The following is a 20524-nucleotide window of genomic DNA, read 5'->3' as shown; positions in this document are numbered from 1 at the left end:
CAGAAGTGCTGGTGGCGAGCCTGCACTTCTGCCGACTCGACGTCGCTCAGACTCACACTTCTGCCGACTCGGCGCGTTCTGGGCCAGCACTTCTGCCGACTCGCGCTTGGTGGGTCAGTCGTCGGCGAGCATCTCGGGAGTGAGGGAGGCCTCGGTGTCCGGCACGCCCAGATCCTCGGCTCGCTTGTCGGCCATGGCGAGCAGCCGGCGGATGCGGCCGGCGATGGCATCCTTGGTGAGGACCGGGTCGTGCAACTGGCCGAGCTCCTCCAGCGAGGCCTGCTTGTGCTCCAGCCGGAGGCTGCCGGCCTGCCGCAAGTGGTCGGGGACCTCCTCGCCGAGGATCTCCAGCGCCCGCTCGACGCGGGCACCGGCCGCGACCGCGGCACGGGCGGAGCGGCGCAGGTTGGCGTCGTCGAAGTTGGCGAGCCGGTTGGCAGTGGCCCGGACCTCGCGACGCATCCGCCGCTCCTCCCACGCCATCAGCGACTCGTGCGCGCCGAGCCGGGTCAGCAGCTGGCCGATGGCGTCGCCGTCCCGGATCACCACCCGGTCCACGCCGCGCACCTCCCGGGCCTTGGCCTGGATGCCGAGTCGGCGGGCCACGCCGACCAGAGCCAGCGCTGCCTCGGAGCCGGGGCAGGTGATCTCCAGCGAGGAGGAGCGGCCGGGCTCGGTGAGCGAGCCGTGGGCCAGGAACGCGCCACGCCAGGCGGCCACCGCATCGCAGGCGCCGCCGGCGATGACGGCGGGCGGCAGGCCACGCACCGGCCGGCCGCGCTGGTCGAGCAGGCCGGTCTGTCGCGCAAGCGCCTCGCCGTCCTTGGTGACTCGCACGAGATAGCGGCTGCCCTTGCGCAGGCCGTTGCCCTGGACGACGGCGATATCGGCCTGGTGGCCGTACATGTCGGCGATGTCGCGGCGCAGCCGTCGGGCGGCGGCGCCGGTGTCGAGCTCGGCCTCGACCACGATGCGGCCGTTGACGATGTGCAGTCCGCCGGCGAAGCGGAAGGTGGCGGAGACCTCGGCCTTGCGACAGCAGGTCTTCGTGATCTGGGTGGCAGCGAGCTCCGACTTCACCTGTCCCGTCATCGCCATGCGGCCGATCCTTTCACGCGAGTCAACAACCCGCCGGATGGCGAGGAGTCAGCGGGACATGATGCGCGAGTAGGCCTCGGCGAGCTTCACCGGGTCGTGTCGGGGGGTGCCGTCGCCGAGACTCACGTCACCCAGCACCAGTCGGGCGCCGCACGCGGCGACCGCCTCACGCAGCTCGGCGAGACCGGCCTCGCCGGCGGCGCCGACCGACGACTCGTCGGCAAGCACGGTGTCGACCTTCAGCTCGGGGGCGTGCTCCAGCAGCACCGCGAGGTGGTCGGCCGGGCCGAAGCCGCCGGTCTCCCCTGCCTGCTCGGCGAGGTTGAGTACGACGACGATCCGGGCCGGCGTGGTGGCGAGAGCCTCGCGAAGGGCGGGCACCAGCAGGTGCGGGATCACCGAGGTGAACCAGGAGCCGGGGCCGAGGAAGACGTAGTCGGCGCGGTTGATCGCCTCGATGGCCTCCGGCGCGGCCGGCGGATCGGCCGGCTCCAGGGCGATGGAGTCGATGACGCCGCCGGTGGTGGCGATCTCTACCTGGCCGCGGATCAGCGTCAGCACGTCGGGATCGCCCGGCACCAAGCCGCGCACGAAGGCGGTGACGTCCATCGGGGTCAGCGCCATCGGCAGCACCCGGCCCTTGGCACCGAGCAGCTTGCCCACCCAGTCCAGCGCGGTGACGTGGTCGCCGAGCAGCTCCCAGAGGCCGACGATGAGGAGGTTGCCGAGGTTGTGGCCCTTCATCTCGCCGTCGCCGGCGAAGCGGTGCTGCAGCACCTGTGCCCAGGTGCTGCCCCAGTCGTCGGCGCCGCACAGTGCGGCCAGCGCCATCCGCAGGTCGCCCGGCGGCAGTACGTCGAACTCGCGCCGGAGTCGGCCGGAGGAACCGCCGTTGTCGGCGACGGTGACGATCGCGGCGAGCTCGTCGACGGTGAGATCGTCGACCAGGATCCGCAGCGCCGACAGCGAGGCGTGCAGGCCATGGCCGCCGCCGAACGCGACCACCGCCTGGGCGCGGTCGCCGAAGTCCCGCGAGGAGGTCTGGGACATCGCGCTTCCTATTCCCTGCCGAGGTCGCGGTGGATCGCCCGGGCCACCAGTCCGCGCGCCCGCAGCCGTTGGGCGATCTCCTCGGCCATGGCGACGCTGCGGTGCTTGCCGCCGGTGCAGCCGATCGCCACCCGCATGAACCGCTTGCCCTCGCGCACATAGCCCTCGGCCACGCCTGCGAGCACCGGGACATAGCCGTCGAGGAACTCCTGTGCGCCCGGCCGGGAGTAGACGTACTCGGCCACCGCCGGGTTGTCGCGGCCGTTGCCGCCGCGCAGTTCGGGGACCCAGTGCGGGTTGGGCAGGAAGCGCATGTCGGCAACGAAGTCGGCGTCGACCGGGATGCCGTACTTGAAACCGAAGCTGACCACCGAGACCCGCAGCTTGGTGGTGTCGGGGGTGCCGAAGGCCTGGGCGATCCGGTCGGTCAACTGGTGCACGTTGAGCGCGCTGGTGTCGATCACGATGTCGGCGATGGCCCGCAGCTCGGCGATGGCGACCCGTTCTCGCTGGAGTCCGTCGAGCAGCCGATCGGTGCCCTGCAGCGGGTGCGGTCGCCGGGCCGCCTCCTGGCGTCGTACCAGCACCTCGTCGGTGGCGTCGAGGAACACCAGCGTGGTCTGCCGACCGGTCACGCCCTTGGCCAGAGCGGTCTCGAGCTCGTCGAAGAAGGAGCCGGAACGCACGTCGACGACCACGGCGACCGGCTGCCGCACGCCGCGGGACTCGTTCACGAGTCGCACCACCTCGGGCAGCAGCGACGGCGGCAGGTTGTCGGTGACGAAGTAGCCGAGGTCCTCCAGCTCCTTCGCGGCGGTGCTGCGGCCGGCTCCGGTCATGCCGGTGACGACGACGAGCTCGCCGGGCTGCTCCGCGGCCGATGGGCTGGGCTGCTCCGCCGATCGGCCGAGCTGCTCGGTCGGTTCAGTCACTCAGGTCTCCTCGATCTCGCCCGTGGCCGTGTTGACGGCGACGCCACCGGCCCCATTGTGGTCCACGGCGCCCTTGATCGCCGCCGCGGTGGCGGGTCCGATGCCGGGAACCGTCGCGATCTCCTCGACGCTCGCTGCCCGCAGCCTCTTGAGCGACCCGAAGTGCTTGAGCAGGGTCTTGCGCCGCACCTCGCCCAGGCCGGGGACGTCGTCGAGCAAGCTCTCGACCATCGACTTCGAGCGCCGAGACCGGTGGTGGGCGATGGCGAACCGGTGGGCCTCGTCGCGGACCCGCTGCAGCAGGTAGAGACCCTCGGAGCTGCGCGGCAGGATCACCGGGTCGGGGTCGGCGGGCAGCCAGACCTCCTCCAGCCGCTTGGCGAGGCCGCAGACCGGGATGTCGTCGATCCCGAGCTCGTCGAGGGCGCGGCAGGCGGCGGCCACCTGTGGGGCGCCGCCGTCGACGACGACCAGTCCCGGCGCGTAGGCGAACTTGCGCGGCCGGCCGGTCTCGGGGTCGACCAGCATCGGCCCGTTCTCCCCGTTGACCTCTGTCGAGGTGGCCTGCTCGTCGAGCAGCCGCCGGAACCGGCGGGTGATCACCTCGTGCATCGCCTTGACGTCGTCGGAGCCGTCCTGGCCCTTGATGACGAACCGGCGGTATTCGCTCTTGCGGGCCAGGCCGTCCTCGAAGACCACCATCGAGGCGACGATCTCGGAGCCCTGCATGTGGGAGATGTCGTAGCACTCGATCCGCAGCGGCGCATCGGGCAGGTCGAGCGCCTCCTGTAGCTCCTCCAGCGCCCGGCCACGGGTGGTCAGGTCGGAGGCGCGCCGGGTCTTGTGCAGCGCCAGCGACTGGCCGGCGTTGCGAGCGACGGTCTCCAGCAGGATCTTCTTGTCGCCGCGCTGCGGCACCCGGATCTGCACCCGGGAGCCACGCAGGTCGGAGAGCAGCTCCTCGAAGACCACCGGCTCTGGCGGCAGCGCCGGCACCAGGACCTCCCGCGGGATGGCGTCGGGCTCACCGGCATAGAGCTGGAGCAGGAAGTCTTCCACCAGCTTGGCGGTCTCGCCCTCGTCCATCCGGTCGGCCACCCAGCCGCGCTGGCCGCGGATCCTCCCGCCCCGGACGTGGAAGATCTGCACCGCCACCTCGAGCGGGTCCTCGGCCAGCGCGATCACGTCGGCGTCGGCGCCGTCGCCGAGCACCACCGCCTGCTTCTCCAGCGCCCGCTCCATGGCGCCGAGGTCGTCGCGCAGCCGGGCGGCCCGCTCGAACTCCATCGCCTCGCTGGCGGCGTACATCTCCTTCTCGATGCGCCGCATGAAGCCAGCGGTGTGGCCGGCCATGAAGTCGCAGAAGTCGTCGACGATGCGACGGTGGTCCTCGGCAGAGATGTTGCCGACGCAGGGCGCCGAGCACTTCTCGATGTAACCGAGCAGGCAGGGCCGGCCGACCTGCTGGCTGCGCTTGAAGACGCCGTTGCTGCACGAGCGCATCGGGAAGACCCGCAGCAGCACGTCGACCGTCTCGCGGATGGCCCAGGCGTGGCTGTAAGGGCCGAAGTAGCGGGTGCCCTTGCGCTTGGCGCCGCGGCCCACCATCACGCGGGGAAACTCGTCGGAGACGGTGACGGCGAGCCAGGGATAGGACTTGTCGTCGCGGTACTTCACGTTGAACCGCGGGTCGAACTCCTTGATCCAGGAGTATTCGAGCTGAAGCGCTTCGACCTCGGTGTTGACCACCGTCCACTCCACGCTGGCGGCGGTGGTCACCATGGTGGCGGTGCGGGGGTGGAGGTTGCCGATGTCCTGGAAGTACGACGTCAGCCGCGACCTGAGGTTGACCGCCTTGCCGACGTAGACGACCCGGCCCTTCGGATCGCGGAAGCGGTAGACGCCGGGCTGGGTCGGGATGTCGCCGGTCCGCGGGCGATAGCTCCTCGGGTCTGGCACGCCCCAACCCTACGGCTCGCCGCCGACAGTGACCCGACACGGAGGACGAGGGTGTTCCACCTGCTCAGACAAGTTAGTCGCGTGGGTTACTATGCTTTCATGGCGATCCGAGACGTCTACGGCTACGGGCTGAGCACCAGTCAGGCGGCCGCGGCGGCCTACAACCGTGGCGTGCTCGACGTGCTGCGGCTGCGCCTCGGGGCCGTCGAGCACCTCGCCGAGTCGATCGTCCACGACCCGACGTTCGCGCTGGGCCATGCGGCGCTGGCGCTGCTCGGCCACGAGATGTGCGCCCCGATCGACGTGCCCGCCCGGCTGCGCGCGGCCGAGCTCCATGCCGGCCGAGCCAGCGAGCGCGAGCGCGGTCACGTCCACGCCGTCGCGGCCCACGTGCGGGGCGACTCGCGGCCGCTGGTCGCCCACCTGGCGGCGTACCCGCTCGACGCGCTGCTGCTCTCCACGGCCGTTCCCACGATCGCCTTCGCCGGCGTCACCGAGGTGCCGGAGGAGGCGTGGGCGATCGTCGAGCGGTGTCGCCCGGCGTACGGCGACGACTGGTGGTTCACCGGGCTGCTGGCCTTCGTCCGGCAGGAGCAGCAGCGGTTCGACGACGCCATGGCGCTGGCGTGTCGCTCGCTGGCCGAGGAGCCCGGCGCCGGCCACTCCGCCCATGCCCGCGCCCACGCGCACTACGAGACCGGCGACCACGAGGCCGGGCTGGCCTGGATGTCGTCGTGGGTGCTGGGCGACGGCGCGGCCATCGACTCGCTGTCACACTTCTCCTGGCACGCCGCGCTGCACGAGCTCTCGCTCGGCGACCTGGATGCGGTACGACGGCGCTACGAGACCCAGCTACAGCCGGGCAATGCGTTGGGCTGTCGCGCCCTGGTCGACTCCGGCTCGCTGCTCTTCCGCTGGGCGCTCACTCCTGGCGCCGGCGACGTGCCGGCGATCGACGAGGTGGTTCGGGTGACCTCGCCGGAGACGATGGCCCGGCCGGCCACACCGTTCCTGGCGATGCATGTCGCCATCGCCCAACTGGCGCGTGGCGACGCCGCCGCACTGGCGCGGCTCGCGACCTGGGCAGCCGGGCACGACCACCCGACCCAGCGCGAGGTGATCGCCCCGCTCGCGGCCGCGCTGGGGCAGATGGCGGCCGGTCGCCCCTCGGAGGCCGCCGCCGCGCTGGCCCGCCTCGCTCCCGAGGTACGACGCCTTGGCGGGTCGGACGCGCAGCGCGAGGTGGTCGAGGAGGCTCGGATCGCGGCGCTCCTGAAGGCCGACCGCTGGGACCAGGCGCGGGTGCTGCTCGACGCCCGGCTGGACCGACGTCGCTCCCCGCGTGACGAGGCCTGGCGCGCCCTAGCTGATTGATGCACGGGTCTCGCACGCTGCGCGACCCCCGTGCATCAATCAGCTAGCCGAGGTAGATCTGGCCGTTGGCGACCGTGATCGACTCCTCCGGAAGTGACGTCGACGCGGGACCGGACTCGACCGAGCCGTCCTCGATGGAGAACTTGCTGTAGTGACAGGTGCACACGATCTGCTGGTCCTCGACCTTGCTCACCGTGCATTGCTTGTGGGTGCAGGTGGCGCTGAAGGCCTTGAAGGTGCCCGCCTCCGGCTGGGTGACGACGACGTCCTCGTCGGCGAAGATGGTGCCGCCGCCGACCTCGATGTCGTCGGTCGAGGCGATCGGGTCACCCGCCGGCGCCGCCCCGGCTGAGGTCGCCCCGTCGGAGGTCGCCCCGTCGGAGGTCGTGCTGTCGGAGGTCGTGCTGTCGGAGGAGATGGCGCTCGGCGACGTCGCCGCCGTGGAGGACGCTGGGTCCTCGGTGACCTCGCTGGTGCTGCCGTCGTCACAGGCGGCGAGCAGCGGGGTGCCGATGCCGAGTCCGGCGGCGCCGAGGATGGCGCTGCGGCGAGTGAGCTGGCTCGCGGACGACGGGGTCGTCGTTGTCATGGACGCGGCCTCTTTCGTGGTCGGAGGTCATCGGTCGAGGCGACGCTAGTCGTCGTATCTATGACCTAGCTGAGAGCCGGCCAGGGTTCACCGGGCCCGATCAGCCCGCCCTCGCGACCGTCCTGCGGCGGGTGGTGGCCTTGGCCGGCTTGCTGCTCCTCGACGGCTTGGCGGCCGTGGTCACACGCGCCTCGCGCCCGTCGAGCAGCGGCTTGAGGAACCTGCCGGTGTGGGACTCCGGATCTGCGGCGATCTGCTCCGGGGTGCCCTCGGCGACGACGGTACCGCCCTTGTTGCCGCCCTCCGGGCCCATGTCGACGATCCAGTCCGCGGTCTTGATGACGTCGAGGTTGTGCTCGATCACCAGGACCGTGTTGCCCTTGTCGACCAGGCTGGACAGCACCCCGAGCAGCTTGCGGATGTCCTCGAAGTGCAGGCCGGTGGTCGGCTCGTCGAGGACGTAGACGGTGCGGCCGGTGGATCGCTTCTGCAGCTCGCTGGCGAGCTTCACCCGCTGCGCCTCGCCGCCGGAGAGGGTGGTGGCGGGCTGGCCGAGCCGGACATAGCCCAGGCCGACCTCGACCAGCGTCGTGAGATGGCGGTTGATCGCCGGCACCGCGGCGAAGAACTCCACCGCCTCCTCGATCGGCATGTCGAGCACCTCGCCGATGTTCTTGCCCTTGTAGTGCACCTCGAGCGTCTCGCGGTTGTAGCGCTGCCCGTGGCAGACCTCGCAGGGCACGTAGACGTCGGGCAGGAAGTTCATCTCGATCTTGATGGTGCCGTCGCCGGAGCAGGCCTCGCAGCGGCCCCCCTTGACGTTGAAGGAGAACCGGCCTTGCTGGTAGCCCCGCATCTTGGCCTCGGGGGTCGAAGCGAAGAGCTTGCGGACGTGGTCGAAAACGCCGGTGTAGGTCGCCGGGTTGGATCGCGGCGTCCGGCCGATCGGGCTCTGGTCGACGTGGATCACCTTGTCGACGTGCTCCAGGCCGGTGATGGTGCGGTGCCGGCCGGGGATGGCTCGGGCGTTGTAGATCTGCTTGGCGAGGCTGGTGTAGAGGATGTCGTTGACCAGCGTCGACTTGCCGGACCCGGAGACGCCGGTGACCGCCAGGAAGACGCCGAGCGGGAAGCTGACGTCGATGTCCTTGAGGTTGTTCTCCTTGGCGCCGAGCACCCGCAGCTCCCGGCCCTTGGTCGGCGGCCGGCGCACGTCGGGAACGGGGATCTCCCGCTTGCCGGCGAGGTATTGCCCGGTCAGCGACCTCTCGTTGGCGTAGAGCGCCTCGACCGTGCCGGAGTGGACGACGTGGCCGCCGTGCTCGCCGGCGCGCGGCCCGATGTCGACGACCCAGTCGGCGACCCGGATGGTGTCCTCGTCGTGCTCGACGACGATGAGGGTGTTGCCGAGGTCTTTGAGCCGGATCAGCGTCTCGATGAGCCGGGCGTTGTCACGCTGGTGCAGGCCGATCGAGGGCTCGTCGAGGACGTAGAGGACACCGACGAGGCCGGCGCCGATCTGGGTGGCCAGCCGGATCCGCTGCGCCTCGCCGCCGGACAGGCTGCCGCTGGGCCGGTCGAGGGAGAGGTAGTCGAGGCCGACGTCGAGCAGGAACCGCAGTCGCTCCTGGATCTCCTTGAGCACCCGCTCGGCGATCTGCCTCTCGCGCTCGGTGAGGACGACGGCGTCGAGGTAGGCGGAGGCCTCGTCGATGGGCAGCGCGCAGACCTCGGCGATGTTCTTGCCTGTCCCCCCAGGATTGGCAGGGTCCTTCGCGCCGAGCGTGACGGCCATCGAGACCGGCTTGAGCCGGCTGCCCTGACAGGTCGGGCAGGGCACCTCGCGCATGAAGCCCTCGAACCGCTCCCGGCTGACGTCGGACTCGGCCTCGCGGTGGCGACGCTCGACGTAGGACCGGACGCCCTCGAACTCGGCGTCGTAGGCCCGCTGGCGGCCGTAGCGGTTGACGGTGACCACGTGCACCTTGCGGACGTGGCCGTCGAGGATGGTCTTCTGGGCTGCCTTGGGCAGGTCCTCCCAGGGCGTGTTGAGGTCGAAGCCCAACTCGTCGCCGAGCGCGCCCAGCAGCCGGATGAAGTAGTCGGCGATGTGGGCGTGGCTCCACGGCTGGATGGCGCCCTCGCCCAGGGTCGCTGCCGGGTTGGGGACGACCAGCTCGGGGTCGACCTCCATCCGGGTGCCGAGGCCGTGACAGGCCGGGCAGGCGCCGAACGGGCTGTTGAAGGAGAACGTGCGCGGCTCGAGCTCGTCGGTGTCGATGAGGTGGTCGTTGGGGCAGGCCATCTTCTCGGAGAACTTCAGCTCCGTGCCGTCGTCGACGAAGTCGACCAGCACCAGGCCGCCGGACAGCTCCAGCGCGGTCTCGACGGAGTCGGTGAGCCGCCGCTTGCTCGACGCCTTGACCTGCAGGCGGTCGATGACGACCTCGATGGTGTGCTTCTTCTGCTTGTCGAGCTTGGGTCCCGCTCCCGATGTCACCGCGTCGAGGAGGTGGGTCTCGCCGTCCACCCGGGCGCGTGAGTAGCCCTGGCTTTGCAACTGCCCGAAGAGCTCGACGTACTCGCCCTTGCGGCCGCGGATCACCGGCGAGAGCACCTGGAACCGCCTGCCCTCCTCCAGCGCGAGGATGCGGTCGACGATCTGCTGCGGGGTCTGCCGCTCGATCGGGGCACCACAGGTCGGGCAGTGCGGCCGGCCGGCGCGCGCATAGAGCAGGCGGAGGTAGTCGTAGACCTCGGTGATGGTGCCGACCGTGGAGCGAGGGTTCTTGCTGGTGGACTTCTGGTCGATGCTGACCGCCGGGCTGAGGCCCTCGATGAAGTCGACGTCGGGCTTGTCCATCTGGCCCAGGAACTGACGCGCGTACGCCGACAGGGACTCGACATAGCGGCGCTGGCCCTCGGCGAAGATGGTGTCGAAGGCCAGGCTCGACTTGCCGCTCCCGGACAGGCCCGTGAAGACGATCAGCGAGTCGCGCGGCAGGTCGAGGGACACATCCTTGAGGTTGTGCTCGCGGGCACCTCGGATGACGAGCTGATCGGCCACTCTCTACCCCCGAATTCATCTGAGCCTTCGAACAGATGTTCGCCACTCTAACAGGCACCGGTGACAGTTCCGTATCGGTGGCAGACTCTCCCCGTGACCTACACCGGCGCCGTCCGCCCTGGTGGCCTCTACGACGGCCGTGACCTGCTCCATCTGACCGTCCACAAGGTCGCGGTGGACCCGAAGATGTCCAACAATTGCTATCTGCTGCGCTGCAAGCACACCGGCGCCCAGGTGATGATCGACGCCGCCGCCGAGCCCGAGCGGCTGCTGGCGATGATCGGCACGGCCGGCCTCGACGCGGTCGTCACCACCCACCAGCACTGGGATCACCACCGCGCCCTCGCCGACGTCGTTGCGGCCACCGGTGCCGAGACCGTCGCCGGAGCGCCCGACGCCGCGGCGATCACCGAGCAGACCGGCGTACCGATCACCCGGGCGGTGGCCGACGGCGACCGGGTCCAGGTCGGCGAGTCCCAACTGGAGGTCATCGCCGTCCGCGGCCACACCCCCGGCTCGATCTGCCTGCTGTACGACGACCCCGCCGGCCACCCCCATCTGTTCACCGGCGACTCGCTCTTCCCCGGTGGCGTCGGCGGCACCTTCGGCGAGCCGGAGGCGAAGGCCACTGCCTTCGCCCAGCTGATCGACGACGTCGAGGAGCGAATCTTCGCTCGCCTCCCCGACGAGACCTGGTTCTATCCCGGCCACGGCAACGACTCGACGATCGGCGCCGAGCGTGCCAGCCTCCCGGAGTGGCGCGCCCGCGGCTGGTAGGCAGGGACCCCCGGCCACGGGAGAGCCCTCGACGGCGGGCTCAGCCGGCCGGACAGACCTGCCACTGCTTGGTCCGCGCCGGTTGACGGTCGAGCCGGGCGACCGCCTCCGCCCGCGTCCACCCGCGGTCGGGCAGCAGGCGCACCTCGACCTCGATCCGCACGGGGGCACGGAACGGGAACGGGTCGATCTCGATCCGGCCGGGCAGCATCGATCGCTCGGCCTCCAGCGCCTCCCGGCAGGTCGTACGACGGCCGAGGGATTGCCCTCTGGGCGGTTCTGCTCACGGCGGAACGACGTCATAGAGTCGCCTCATGACCTCACCCCACGACGCCACTCGCTTCGCTCGCGCCGACGCGGGGACCCCGACATGATCGAGCTCCGCACCGCCGCCCAGATCGAGCAGATGCGGCCGGCCGGCCGGTTCGTCGCCGAGGTGCTCCTCGCACTGCAGGCCAAGGCCGACGTGGGCGTCAACCTGCTCGAGCTCGACGAGCTGGCCCACCAGATGATCAAGGACCGCGGCGCCGAGTCCTGCTATATCGACTACCACCCGAGCTTCGGCGCGATGCCGTTCGGCAAGGTGCTGTGCACCAGCGTCAACGACGCCGTGCTGCACGGCCTGCCCTTCGACTACGTGCTCCAGGACGGCGACCTGCTCAGCGTCGACTTCGCCGCCAGCGTCGACGGCTGGGTGTCCGACTCGGCGCTCAGCGTCGTCGTCGGCACGCCGCGGCAGGAGGACCTCGACCTCATCGAGACCACCACCCAGGCGCTGGCCGCCGGCATCGCCGCGGCGCAGGCGGGCAACCGGATCGGCGACATCTCCCACGCCATCGCGGTCGTCGCCAAGCGCGCCGGCCTCAAGATCAACACCCAGTTCGGCGGCCACGGCGTCGGCCGCACCATGCACGGCGACCCGCACGTGCCCAACGACGGCAAGCCGGGCCGGGGATTCAAGCTGCAGCCCGGCCTGGTCATCGCCATCGAGCCGTGGTTCCTGCACACGACCGACCAGATCTACACCGACCCCGACGGCTGGACGCTGCGCTCGGCCGACGGCTCCCGGGGCGCCCACATGGAGCACACCGTCGCCGTCACCGAGGACGGCCCGGTCGTCCTCACCGCGCGGTGATGCACTCCTACACCCAGGCCACGGCGGCGCTCGCTCGCGGTCTCGCCGACCTGTGTCTGGACCGGCTGGCGATGCGGGCGCCGCTCGACAACACCCGGTCCCCCGAGGAGCTGCTGGCCCGGGCCGGGCAGACCGTGACGGCCACCGGGATCGGCCAGGACGAGGCGCTGCGGCTGTGGGAGGACGTGCTGGCACCCGCCTGCCTGTCCACCGACAACCCGCGCTACCTCTCCTTCATCCCCGCCGCACCGACCAAGGCGGCCGCGGCGTTCGACATGCTCGTCGGCGCCTCCAGCGTGTACGCCGGCAGCTGGCTGGAGGGCGCCGGCGCCGTCTTCGCCGAGAACCAGGCGCTCGGCTGGCTCGCCTCGCTGGCCGGGCTGCCCGAGGGCGCCGGCGGCGTGTTCGTGCAGGGCGGCACCGTCGGCAACCTCTCGGCCCTGGTGGCCGCCCGCGCCGCCGCGCAGCACCGACGTGGCGGCCGACCACCGCGGTGGACGGTGCTGCTCACCGACGAGACCCACTCCTCGGTCAAGCACGCGCTGGAGTCGGTCATGGACGTGGACGTCGTACTCCTCCCCGGGGACGAGCGCGGCCGCCTCACCGGCGTCGCGCTGCGCGACTGGCTCGCGACCGCGAGTCCGGAGCAGCGCGAGTCGGTCTTCGCCGTCGTCGCCACCGCGGGCTCGACCAACCTGGGCGCCGTCGACGACATCGCCGGCATCGCCGACGTCGCGACCGAACAGGGCTGGTGGCTCCATGTCGACGGCGCCTACGGCGGCGCCGGGCTCGCCGCGCCGAGCGTGCGCGACCGCTATGCCGGCATCGAGCGGGCCGACTCCTTCATCGTCGACCCGCACAAGTGGCTCTTCGCCCCCTACGACTGCTGCGCGCTGCTCTACCGCGACCCGGTGCTGGCCCGGGCCGCGCACACCCAGAGAGCCGGCTACCTCGACCCCGTCACCGTCGAGGGCGACCACGGTGACTGGAACCCCAGCGACTTCGCGATCCAGCTCACCCGACGGGCGCGCGGCCTGCCGTTCTGGTTCTCGCTGGCGGTGCACGGCACCCAGGCGTACGCCGAGGCGGTCGAGGCGACGCTGTGCACCGCCCGTCGCGGCCGCGAGCTGATCGACGCCGCCGACCATCTCCGGCTGCTGGTCGAGCCCGACCTGTCCGTGCTGATCTTCGAGCGGATCGGCTGGAGTGAGACCGACTACGCCGAGTGGAGCGGGCGGCTGCTCGCTGCGGGCACCGCGTTCGTGACGCCCACCCGCCACCAGGGCCGAGTCTGCACCAGGTTCGCCATCGTCAACCCGCAGACGACCGAGGCGGATCTGGCGCTGGTCCTCGACTCGATGAGATAGCCCGTTCGGACTAGGTCACACCACCCGAATGGACCAACTTCGAGCTCGTCGCCAGAAATGGGTTTGAAACCCGGCCAGCACGCGCTATCGTTCTTCTCGTTGAACCGCTGGTGACCCGAGACGCCAGCGGTTCAACTCATTTCTGCCCTAGTCTGACTCGACGGCGAAGTCCTCGTCGTGGGTGCCGGGCCGGGGCGCCCAGGGCAGCTCCTTGGCGGGGCGTACGACGATCAGCCGGTCCCCGCGCGCCAGCTGGGTGACGACCGGGTCGAAGTAGCGGAACACCTTCTCGTCGCGCACCACCGCGATCACCTGGTCCGGCAGTTGCTGCGGCTGCTTGCCGACCTCGGTGACCAGCAGGTCGCGCTCGGCGACCTCCAGGCCCTCCCCGTAGGTCAGCAGGTCCTCCATCACCGACCCCAGCGTCGGCGAGAGCGACGAGAGGCCGAGCAGTCGGCCCACCGCGTCGGAGGAGGTGATCACCGAGCTGGCGCCGGACTGCTTCATCAGCGGGGCGTTCTCCTGCTCGCGGGCGGAGGCGACGATCCAGGCGTCGGGGTTGAGCTGGCGCACCGTGAGCGTGGTGAGCACGTTGGTGTCGTCGCGATCGGTCGTGATGATGACCTGGTCGGCCCGGTCGACGCCGGCCCGCTTGAGGACCTCACGGCGGGTGGCGTCGCCGGTGACGACGGCCAGTCCGTCCGCATGGGCGTCCTCCAGCGCCGCCGGGCCCGGGTCGACCACGACGATGGCCTCCCGGTCGAGCCCGTTGCTGACGAGGGTGTCGACGGCGCTGCGGCCCTTGGTGCCGTAGCCGACGATCACGACGTGGTGGTCCATGTGCTTCCTCCAACGGGAGACCCGGATGAGCTCGCGGCCCTGGGTGGTGAGCACCTCGATGGTGGTGCCGATCAACAGGACAAGGAAGCCGATCCGGGCGGGAGTGATGACGAGCGCGTTGATGAGCCGGGCGCGCTCCGAGGCCGGCGTGATGTCGCCGTACCCCGTCGTGCTCAGCGTGACGGTCGTGTAGTAGATCGCGTCGATCAGGCTGACGCCGTCGCCGTTGTTGTCGTGGTAGCCGTCCCCGTCGAAGTAGACCAGCGCGACGGTGCCGGCCAGGATCGCGAAGGCGGCCAGCAGCCGGCGCCCGAGCCGCCACCACGGCGACCTGACGTGCTCGGGGAGCGACACCTCCCCGGGACGGAACACCTCCGCGTCGGGACCGCCCTCCTCCGTCACGTGACTACCGTAGTGGCATGACCACCGCACCCTCGGCAACGTCTCCGGCAACCGACACCCGAGTCGTGCTCAACCAGGCCCCGCTGCTGGCCGGCCACAACGTCGTCACCGCCGATCGCGCCCTGACCGAAGCAGTGCTCCGGCACGGCTCCGCCGAGACGCTGGAGTCGCTGCTCGCCCTCGGCCTCCAGGCGGGCTCGGAGGAGGCGCGCGAGCACGGCCTGCTCGCCAACGCCAACGAGCCGGTGCTCACGCCCTACGACCGCTACGGCAACCGGATCGACGAGGTCGCCTTCCACCCGTCCTGGCATTGGCTGATGGAGCGGGCCATCGGCCACGGGCTCGCCGCCGCGGCCTGGGAGAGCGACGATCCGCACGCCCATGTGCGCCGGGCGGCCGGCTTCATGGCCTGGTCCCACACCGAGCCCGGCCACGGCTGCCCGGTCTCGATGACCTACGCCGCGGTGCCGGCGCTGCGCGCCGACGACCCGCTCGCCAAGGCGTGGACGCCGTTGTTGGCCTCCCGCCACTACGACCCCGGCCTACGGCCGGCGCAGAGCAAGCTCGGCGCGCTGGCCGGCATGGGGATGACCGAGAAGCAGGGCGGCTCCGACGTGCACGCCAATCTCACCGAGGCACGCCGTACCTCGGTCGAGGGCACCTACACGCTGCACGGCCACAAGTGGTTCACCTCGGCGCCGATGAACGACGTCTTCCTGGTGCTCGCCCAGGCGCCCGGCGGGCTGACCTGCTTCGTGCTCCCCCGGGTGCTGCCCGACGGCAGCCGCAACCGGCTCGACGTCGTACGGCTCAAGGACAAGCTCGGCAACCACTCCAACGCCTCCGCGGAGCTGGAGTTCGACGGCACCGCGGTCTTCCGGCTCGGCGACGAGGGCCGGGGCGTGCGCACCATCATCGAGATGGTCGCCGCGACCCGGCTGGACTGCGTGCTCGGCTCCGCCTCGCTGATGCGGCGGGCGGTGTCCGAGGCGTCCTGGCATGTCGCGCACCGGTCGGCGTTCGGCGGGCTGCTGGCCGACAAGCCGCTGATGCGGAACGTGATCGCCGACCTCGCGATCGAGTCCGAGGCCGCCACCACTCTCGCGATGCGGCTCGCCGCCGCCGTCGACGCCCCGCACGACCCGCACGAGGCGGCGCTGCGCCGGATCGGGCTGCCGCTGGCGAAGTTCTGGGTCTGCAAGCGCACCCCGGGCATGGTGGCCGAGGCGCTGGAGTGCCTGGGCGGCAACGGGTACGTCGAGGACTCGGGGATGCCGCTGCTCTACCGGGAGGCGCCGCTCAACTCGGTGTGGGAGGGCTCCGGCAATGTCAACGCGCTCGACGTGCTGCGGGCGCTGTCCCGGGAGCCGGAGGTGCTCGACGCCTACCTCGTCGAGATCGGTCGCGCCCGCGGCGCCGACGCCCGGCTCGACGCGGCGACCGAGGATCTGCTGCAGCTGCTCGGCTCGCTCGAGCCTGCGTCGATGGAGGGCTCCGCCCGGCGGCTGGCCGGCCGGATGGCGGCGGTGCTGCAGGGCTCGCTGCTGGTCCGGTTCGCACCGCCCGCCGTCGCCGACGCTTTCGTGGCCTCCCGGCTCGCCGGCCGTCACGATGGCACCTACGGCATGTTGGCCGGCGCCGACCTGGGCGCGATCGTGGAGCGCACCACGCCGGTCCTCTGACGTCGCGGGTGGGCTCAGGCCAGGTCGAGACCCGGGTAGAGCGGGTGCTTGTCGAGCAGCTCGGCGCTGGCCGCCTTCGTGCGGTCGGCGACGCCGTCGGCGAGGACGTACTTGGCCTTGGAGTCACCCACCGGCGAGGTGTTGGCGAGCACGTCGACGATCAGCTCGGCGACCATGTCGAACTCCGCGGCACCGAAGCCGCGGGTGGTCAGCGCCGGGGTGCCGAGGCGGACGCCGGAGGTGTACCAGGCGCCGTTGGGGTCGGCGGGCACCGAGTTGCGGTTGGTGACCACGCCGGCATCGAGCAGCGCCGACTCGGCCTGCCGGCCGGTCAGGCCGAAGCTCGTCACGTCCAGGAGCACGAGGTGGTTGTCGGTGCCGCCGGTCACCAGCCTGGCGTCCCGCTTGAGGAAGCCCTCGGCGAGCGACTTGGCGTTGTCGGCGACGCTCTGCGCGTAGACCTGGAACTCGGGACGCCGGGCCTCGGCGAGGGCGACGGCCTTGGCGGCCATCACGTGCGAGAGCGGGCCGCCGAGCACCATCGGGCAGCCGCGGTCGACGTCGGCGGCGAACTCCTCCTGCGCCAGCACCATGCCGCCGCGCGGGCCACGCAGGCTCTTGTGAGTCGTCGTGGTGGTGACGTGGGCGTGCGGCACCGGGTCCTCGTCGCCGGTGAACACCTTGCCCGCCACCAGGCCGGCGAAGTGGGCCATGTCGACCATCAGGGTGGCGCCGACCTCGTCGGCGATCTCGCGCATCTTGGCGAAGTCGACCCGCCGGGGGTACGCCGAGTAGCCGGCCACGATGACCAGCGGCCGGAACTCGCGGGCCTTGGCCCGGACCGCGTCGTAGTCCAGCAGCCCGGTCTCGGGGTCGGTGCCGTACTGCTGCTGGTGAAACATCTTGCCGGAGATATTGGGCCGGAAGCCGTGGGTGAGGTGGCCGCCGGCGTCCAGGCTCATGCCGAGCAGGCGCTGGTTGCCGAGCTCGTGGCGCAGCTCCTCCCAGTCGGCCTCGGTGAGCTCGTTGACATTGCGGGCCTGGTGCTTCTCGAGGTACGGCGTCTCGACGTGGTGGGCCAGGATCGACCAGAACGCGACCAGGTTGGCGTCGATGCCGGAGTGCGGCTGGACATAGGCGTACGGCGCCCCGAACAGCTCCCGGGCGTGCTCGGCGGCGAGCGCCTCGACGGTGTCGACGTTCTGGCAGCCGGCGTAGAACCGGTGTCCCACCGTGCCCTCGGCGTACTTGTCGCTGAACCAGGTCCCCATGGTCAACAGCACCGCCGGCGAAGCATAGTTCTCGCTGGCGATGAGCTTGAGCGATCCGCGCTGGTCGGCCAGCTCCTGTCGGGTGGCGGCGGCGATGCGCGGCTCCACCGAGGCGATCACCTCGAGGGCCTGTCGGTAGGCGGAGCTGGTCAGCGCCGCGACGCCAGGAGCGGACAGGGAGTCGTTGAGCTCGTCGGCCATGCCGCAGAGCCTAGTGAGCCGCGTCGGATCGCGACCAATCCCGACGACGTGTCTCACATTGCAGACATATGTCTCATATTCTGGGATTCGAAGTTGTGAAGCACCCCTTGAGCCGTTCAAGATGAGTGTCATGGTCTCCGCTGCAACTCACGCCCACCTCGTGGCTCGTCGCCACGTGGACCTCGGGCGGACCCGCAGCATGATGTGTCGTCGCTGATCGCCGTCCCGACCAGACCACCCCGGCGCCCCGCCCTCGGCGGAGCCGCGCCCCTTCTGCGGAAAGCATCCCGACATGCCTGACCTGCGCTACAAGCCCGCGCTCGCGACCGCCACCGAGATCCCGCGTCCCAAGCGCGGCGAAGGCCAGTGGGCGCTCGGCTTCACCGAGCCGCTGAACAAGAACGAGCAGTCCAAGAAGGACGACGACCCGCTCAACGTTCGGAGGCGGATCCTCGACATCTACTCCAAGCGGGGCTTCGACTCGATCGACCCCGCCGACCTGCGCGGCCGGTTCCGCTGGATGGGCCTCTACACCCAGCGCCGGCCCGGCATCGACGGTGGCAAGACCGCGGTGCTGGACGAGGAGGAGCTCGACGACCGCTACTTCATGATGCGGGTCCGCTCCGACGGCGCGCTGCTCCCCCCGGCCACCGTCCGGGCGCTCGGCGAGATCGGCCGCGACTACGCTCGGGACACCGCCGACGTCACCGACCGCGAGAACATCCAGTACCACTGGATCCGGATCGAGGACGTCCCCGCGATCTGGGAGAGGCTCGAGGCCGCCGGGCTGTCGACCCTGGAGGCGTGCGGCGACAGTCCCCGGCCGTTCCTGGGCTCGCCCGTGGCCGGCGTCGCCGAGGACGAGATCATCGACGGCACCTCGGCGCTGGAGGAGATCAAGCGCCGCTACCTCGGCGACCCGCGGTTCTCCAACTTCCCCCGCAAGTTCAAGACCGCGCTGACCGGCCACCCGTCCCACGACGTGTCCCCCGAGACCAACGACGTCGCCTTCGTCGGCACCGTCCACCCCGAGCACGGCCCCGGCTTCGACGTCTGGGTCGGCGGCGGGCTGTCCACCAACCCGCACCTGACCGAGAAGCTCGGCGTCTGGGTGCCGCTGGCGCAGGTGCCCGACGTCTGGGAGGGGGTAGCCGGCATCTTCCGCGACTACGGCTACCGCCGGCTGCGCTCCAAGGCCCGGCTGAAGTTCCTGGTCGCGGACTGGGGCAAGGAGAAGTTCCGGGAGGTCCTCGAGAACGAGTACCTCCACCAGCGGCTGATCGACAACCCCTCCCCGGCCTCGCCGCTGGGACATCGCGACCACATCGGCGTGCACGAGCAGAAGGACGGCAACCTGTACGTCGGCGTGGCGCCGACCGTCGGACGGGTCTCGGGCTCGCTGCTGGTGGCGCTGGCCGAGGTGATGGACGAGTTCGGCCTCGCCGGCGCCCGGCTGACGCCGTACCAGAAGATCGTGCTGCTGGGGGTCGCACCGGACCGCGCGGAGGCCCTCCTCGACGCGCTCGACCGAATCGGCCTCTCCGCGCGGCCCTCCAACTGGCGGCGCAACACCATGGCCTGCACCGGCATCGAGTTCTGCAAGCTCGCCATCGTCGACACCAAGCAGCGCTCGGCGGACCTCATCGCCGAGCTGGAGCGGCGCTTCCCGGACCTCGACCTGGGCGATCAGGGCATCACCGTCAACGTCAACGGCTGCCCCAACGCCTGCGCCCGCACCCAAGTGGCCGACATCGGCCTCAAGGGTCAGCTGGTGATGGACGAGGACGGCAACCAGGTCGAGGGCTTCCAGGTCCACCTGGGCGGGGCTACCGGACTCCAGGCGAACTTCGGCCGCAAGCTGCGCGCCCACAAGGTCACCAGCAAGGGGCTCGACGACTACATCAGCTCGCTCGTCGTCAACTACCTGGCCGACCGCGAGGACGGCGAGACGTTCACGACGTGGGTGCTGCGCGCCGAGGAGAGCCTGCTGCGCGGCGACAAGACCCTCGACCTGGTGACCGCGTGAGTACCGCCACCACCGAGGCGGCCCGCGCCTTCCGCGGCGCCCACACCGACGGCCGCTCTCCCGAGGAGCTGCGCGAGATCGTCTCCCACTGGGGCGCCGAGCTCGAGCTGGCACCCGCCGAGACCATCATCGAATGGGCGGCGGCGACCTTCGGCGAGCGATTCTGCATCACCTCCTCGATGGGCGACGCGGTGCTGGCCCACCTGGCCGCCAAGGTGGCGCCGGGCGTCGACGTGGTCTTCCTCGACACCGGCTACCACTTCGTGGAGACGATCGGCACCCGCGACGCCGTGGCCGCCACGCTCGACGTCAACCTGATCACCATCACGCCGGTACAGTCGGTCGCCGAGCAGGACGCGACCTACGGCAAGGAACTCTTCCGCAGCGACCCCGACCTGTGCTGCCGGCTGCGCAAGGTCCAGCCGCTGCAGGAGTCGCTGGCCGGCTACGACGCCTGGGCCACCGGGCTGCGCCGCTCCGAGACCCGCAACCGGGTCATCGCGCCGGTCATCGGCTGGGACGCCAAGAAGCAGAAGGTGAAGGTCTCCCCCATCGCCCGCTGGTCGGACGAGCAGGTCGAGCGCTACCTCCAGGACAACGGGGTGCTGGTCAATCCGCTCGTCTACGACGGCTATCCGTCGATCGGCTGTGCGCCGTGCACGCGCCGTGTCGCCCCCGGCGAGGACCCGCGCAGCGGGCGCTGGGCGGGCACCGGCAAGACCGAGTGCGGCATCCACACCTGATCCGCTCCCCA

Annotated in this window: 16 protein-coding genes; 7 read left to right on the top strand and 9 right to left on the bottom strand. The window is 70.9% G+C overall.

What is annotated here, in order from left to right; translation table 11 throughout:
* Positions 1–114 precede the first annotated feature (114 nt).
* Genes whiA through uvrC form a run of 4 tightly spaced genes read right to left on the bottom strand, consistent with a single transcriptional unit; the run spans position 115 to position 5039 of the window.
* Entirely contained in the window at positions 115–1098 is a 984-nt protein-coding gene (gene whiA / locus QM595_RS08325) for a DNA-binding protein WhiA (protein ID WP_415171080.1), read from the bottom strand.
* A 48-nt stretch (positions 1099–1146) separates the two neighbouring features.
* A complete protein-coding gene (locus QM595_RS08320; RefSeq protein WP_415171079.1) occupies positions 1147–2148 on the bottom strand; it encodes a gluconeogenesis factor YvcK family protein in 1002 nt (333 codons plus the stop codon).
* 8 nt (positions 2149–2156) lie between these two features.
* Positions 2157–3080 (bottom strand): RNase adapter RapZ, encoded by a 924-nt coding sequence (gene rapZ / locus QM595_RS08315; protein ID WP_415171078.1) that lies wholly within the window; start codon positions 3078–3080, stop codon positions 2157–2159.
* A complete protein-coding gene (gene uvrC, locus QM595_RS08310; RefSeq protein WP_415171077.1) occupies positions 3081–5039 on the bottom strand; it encodes an excinuclease ABC subunit UvrC in 1959 nt (652 codons plus the stop codon). It lies immediately after the preceding gene.
* 99 nt (positions 5040–5138) lie between these two features.
* Between uvrC and QM595_RS08305 the strand changes: the two genes are divergently transcribed.
* Positions 5139–6413, top strand: coding sequence for a pyridine nucleotide-disulfide oxidoreductase (locus tag QM595_RS08305; protein WP_415171076.1), 1275 nt, complete (start codon positions 5139–5141; stop codon positions 6411–6413).
* A gap of 43 nt (positions 6414–6456) precedes the next feature.
* On the opposite strand, the gene QM595_RS08300 is transcribed toward QM595_RS08305, so the two are convergent.
* Together QM595_RS08300 and uvrA are read right to left on the bottom strand one after the other, a co-directional pair.
* Positions 6457–7002, bottom strand: a complete 546-nt coding sequence (locus tag QM595_RS08300; protein ID WP_415171075.1) for a Rieske (2Fe-2S) protein — start codon at positions 7000–7002, stop codon at positions 6457–6459.
* Positions 7003–7102: 100 nt separating this feature from the next.
* Positions 7103–10069, bottom strand: coding sequence for an excinuclease ABC subunit UvrA (gene uvrA, locus QM595_RS08295; RefSeq protein WP_415171074.1), 2967 nt, complete (start codon positions 10067–10069; stop codon positions 7103–7105).
* A 93-nt stretch (positions 10070–10162) separates the two neighbouring features.
* On the opposite strand from uvrA, the gene QM595_RS08290 reads away from it, so the two are divergent.
* On the top strand, positions 10163–10846 hold the full coding sequence (locus QM595_RS08290) for an MBL fold metallo-hydrolase (RefSeq protein WP_415171073.1): 684 nt from the start codon (positions 10163–10165) through the stop codon (positions 10844–10846).
* A 40-nt stretch (positions 10847–10886) separates the two neighbouring features.
* Here the strand turns inward: QM595_RS08290 and QM595_RS08285 are convergent, their stop codons facing one another.
* The gene (locus tag QM595_RS08285) at positions 10887–11057 is read right to left on the bottom strand and encodes a hypothetical protein (protein ID WP_415171072.1); all 171 of its coding nucleotides are present in this window, start codon (positions 11055–11057) and stop codon (positions 10887–10889) included.
* Between the two features lie 159 nt (positions 11058–11216).
* On the opposite strand from QM595_RS08285, the gene map reads away from it, so the two are divergent.
* Entirely contained in the window at positions 11217–11981 is a 765-nt protein-coding gene (map, locus tag QM595_RS08280) for a type I methionyl aminopeptidase (RefSeq protein ID WP_415171071.1), read from the top strand.
* Entirely contained in the window at positions 11981–13348 is a 1368-nt protein-coding gene (locus QM595_RS08275; protein WP_415171070.1) for a pyridoxal phosphate-dependent decarboxylase family protein, read from the top strand. Before map ends, QM595_RS08275 begins: the two co-directional genes overlap by 1 nt.
* A 147-nt stretch (positions 13349–13495) precedes the next feature.
* On the opposite strand, the gene QM595_RS08270 is transcribed toward QM595_RS08275, so the two are convergent.
* Positions 13496–14590, bottom strand: a complete 1095-nt coding sequence (locus QM595_RS08270) for a potassium channel family protein (protein WP_415171069.1) — start codon at positions 14588–14590, stop codon at positions 13496–13498.
* 17 nt (positions 14591–14607) lie between these two features.
* Here QM595_RS08270 and QM595_RS08265 point away from each other — a divergent pair, with 17 nt between their 5' ends.
* On the top strand, positions 14608–16272 hold the full coding sequence (locus QM595_RS08265; protein ID WP_415171068.1) for an acyl-CoA dehydrogenase family protein: 1665 nt from the start codon (positions 14608–14610) through the stop codon (positions 16270–16272).
* Between the two features lie 14 nt (positions 16273–16286).
* Here QM595_RS08265 and QM595_RS08260 read toward each other — a convergent pair whose 3' ends face one another.
* Positions 16287–17744 carry a glycine hydroxymethyltransferase gene (locus tag QM595_RS08260; protein WP_415171067.1) on the bottom strand — a complete coding sequence of 486 codons (1458 nt, stop codon included), beginning with the start codon at positions 17742–17744 and terminating at the stop codon, positions 16287–16289.
* A gap of 292 nt (positions 17745–18036) precedes the next feature.
* Here QM595_RS08260 and QM595_RS08255 point away from each other — a divergent pair, with 292 nt between their 5' ends.
* Both QM595_RS08255 and QM595_RS08250 read left to right on the top strand, forming a co-directional pair.
* Positions 18037–19770 carry a nitrite/sulfite reductase gene (locus QM595_RS08255; RefSeq protein WP_415171066.1) on the top strand — a complete coding sequence of 578 codons (1734 nt, stop codon included), beginning with the start codon at positions 18037–18039 and terminating at the stop codon, positions 19768–19770.
* A complete protein-coding gene (locus QM595_RS08250; RefSeq protein WP_415171065.1) occupies positions 19767–20513 on the top strand; it encodes a phosphoadenylyl-sulfate reductase in 747 nt (248 codons plus the stop codon). Before QM595_RS08255 ends, QM595_RS08250 begins: the two co-directional genes overlap by 4 nt.
* The last annotated feature ends 11 nt before the right edge of the window (positions 20514–20524 follow it).

It is taken from the genome of Nocardioides sp., assembly GCF_047607185.1.
Classification (GTDB): domain Bacteria; phylum Actinomycetota; class Actinomycetes; order Propionibacteriales; family Nocardioidaceae; genus Nocardioides.
Note: the sequence above shows the minus strand (reverse complement) of the source record. Positions and strands in the feature narration are given on the sequence as shown.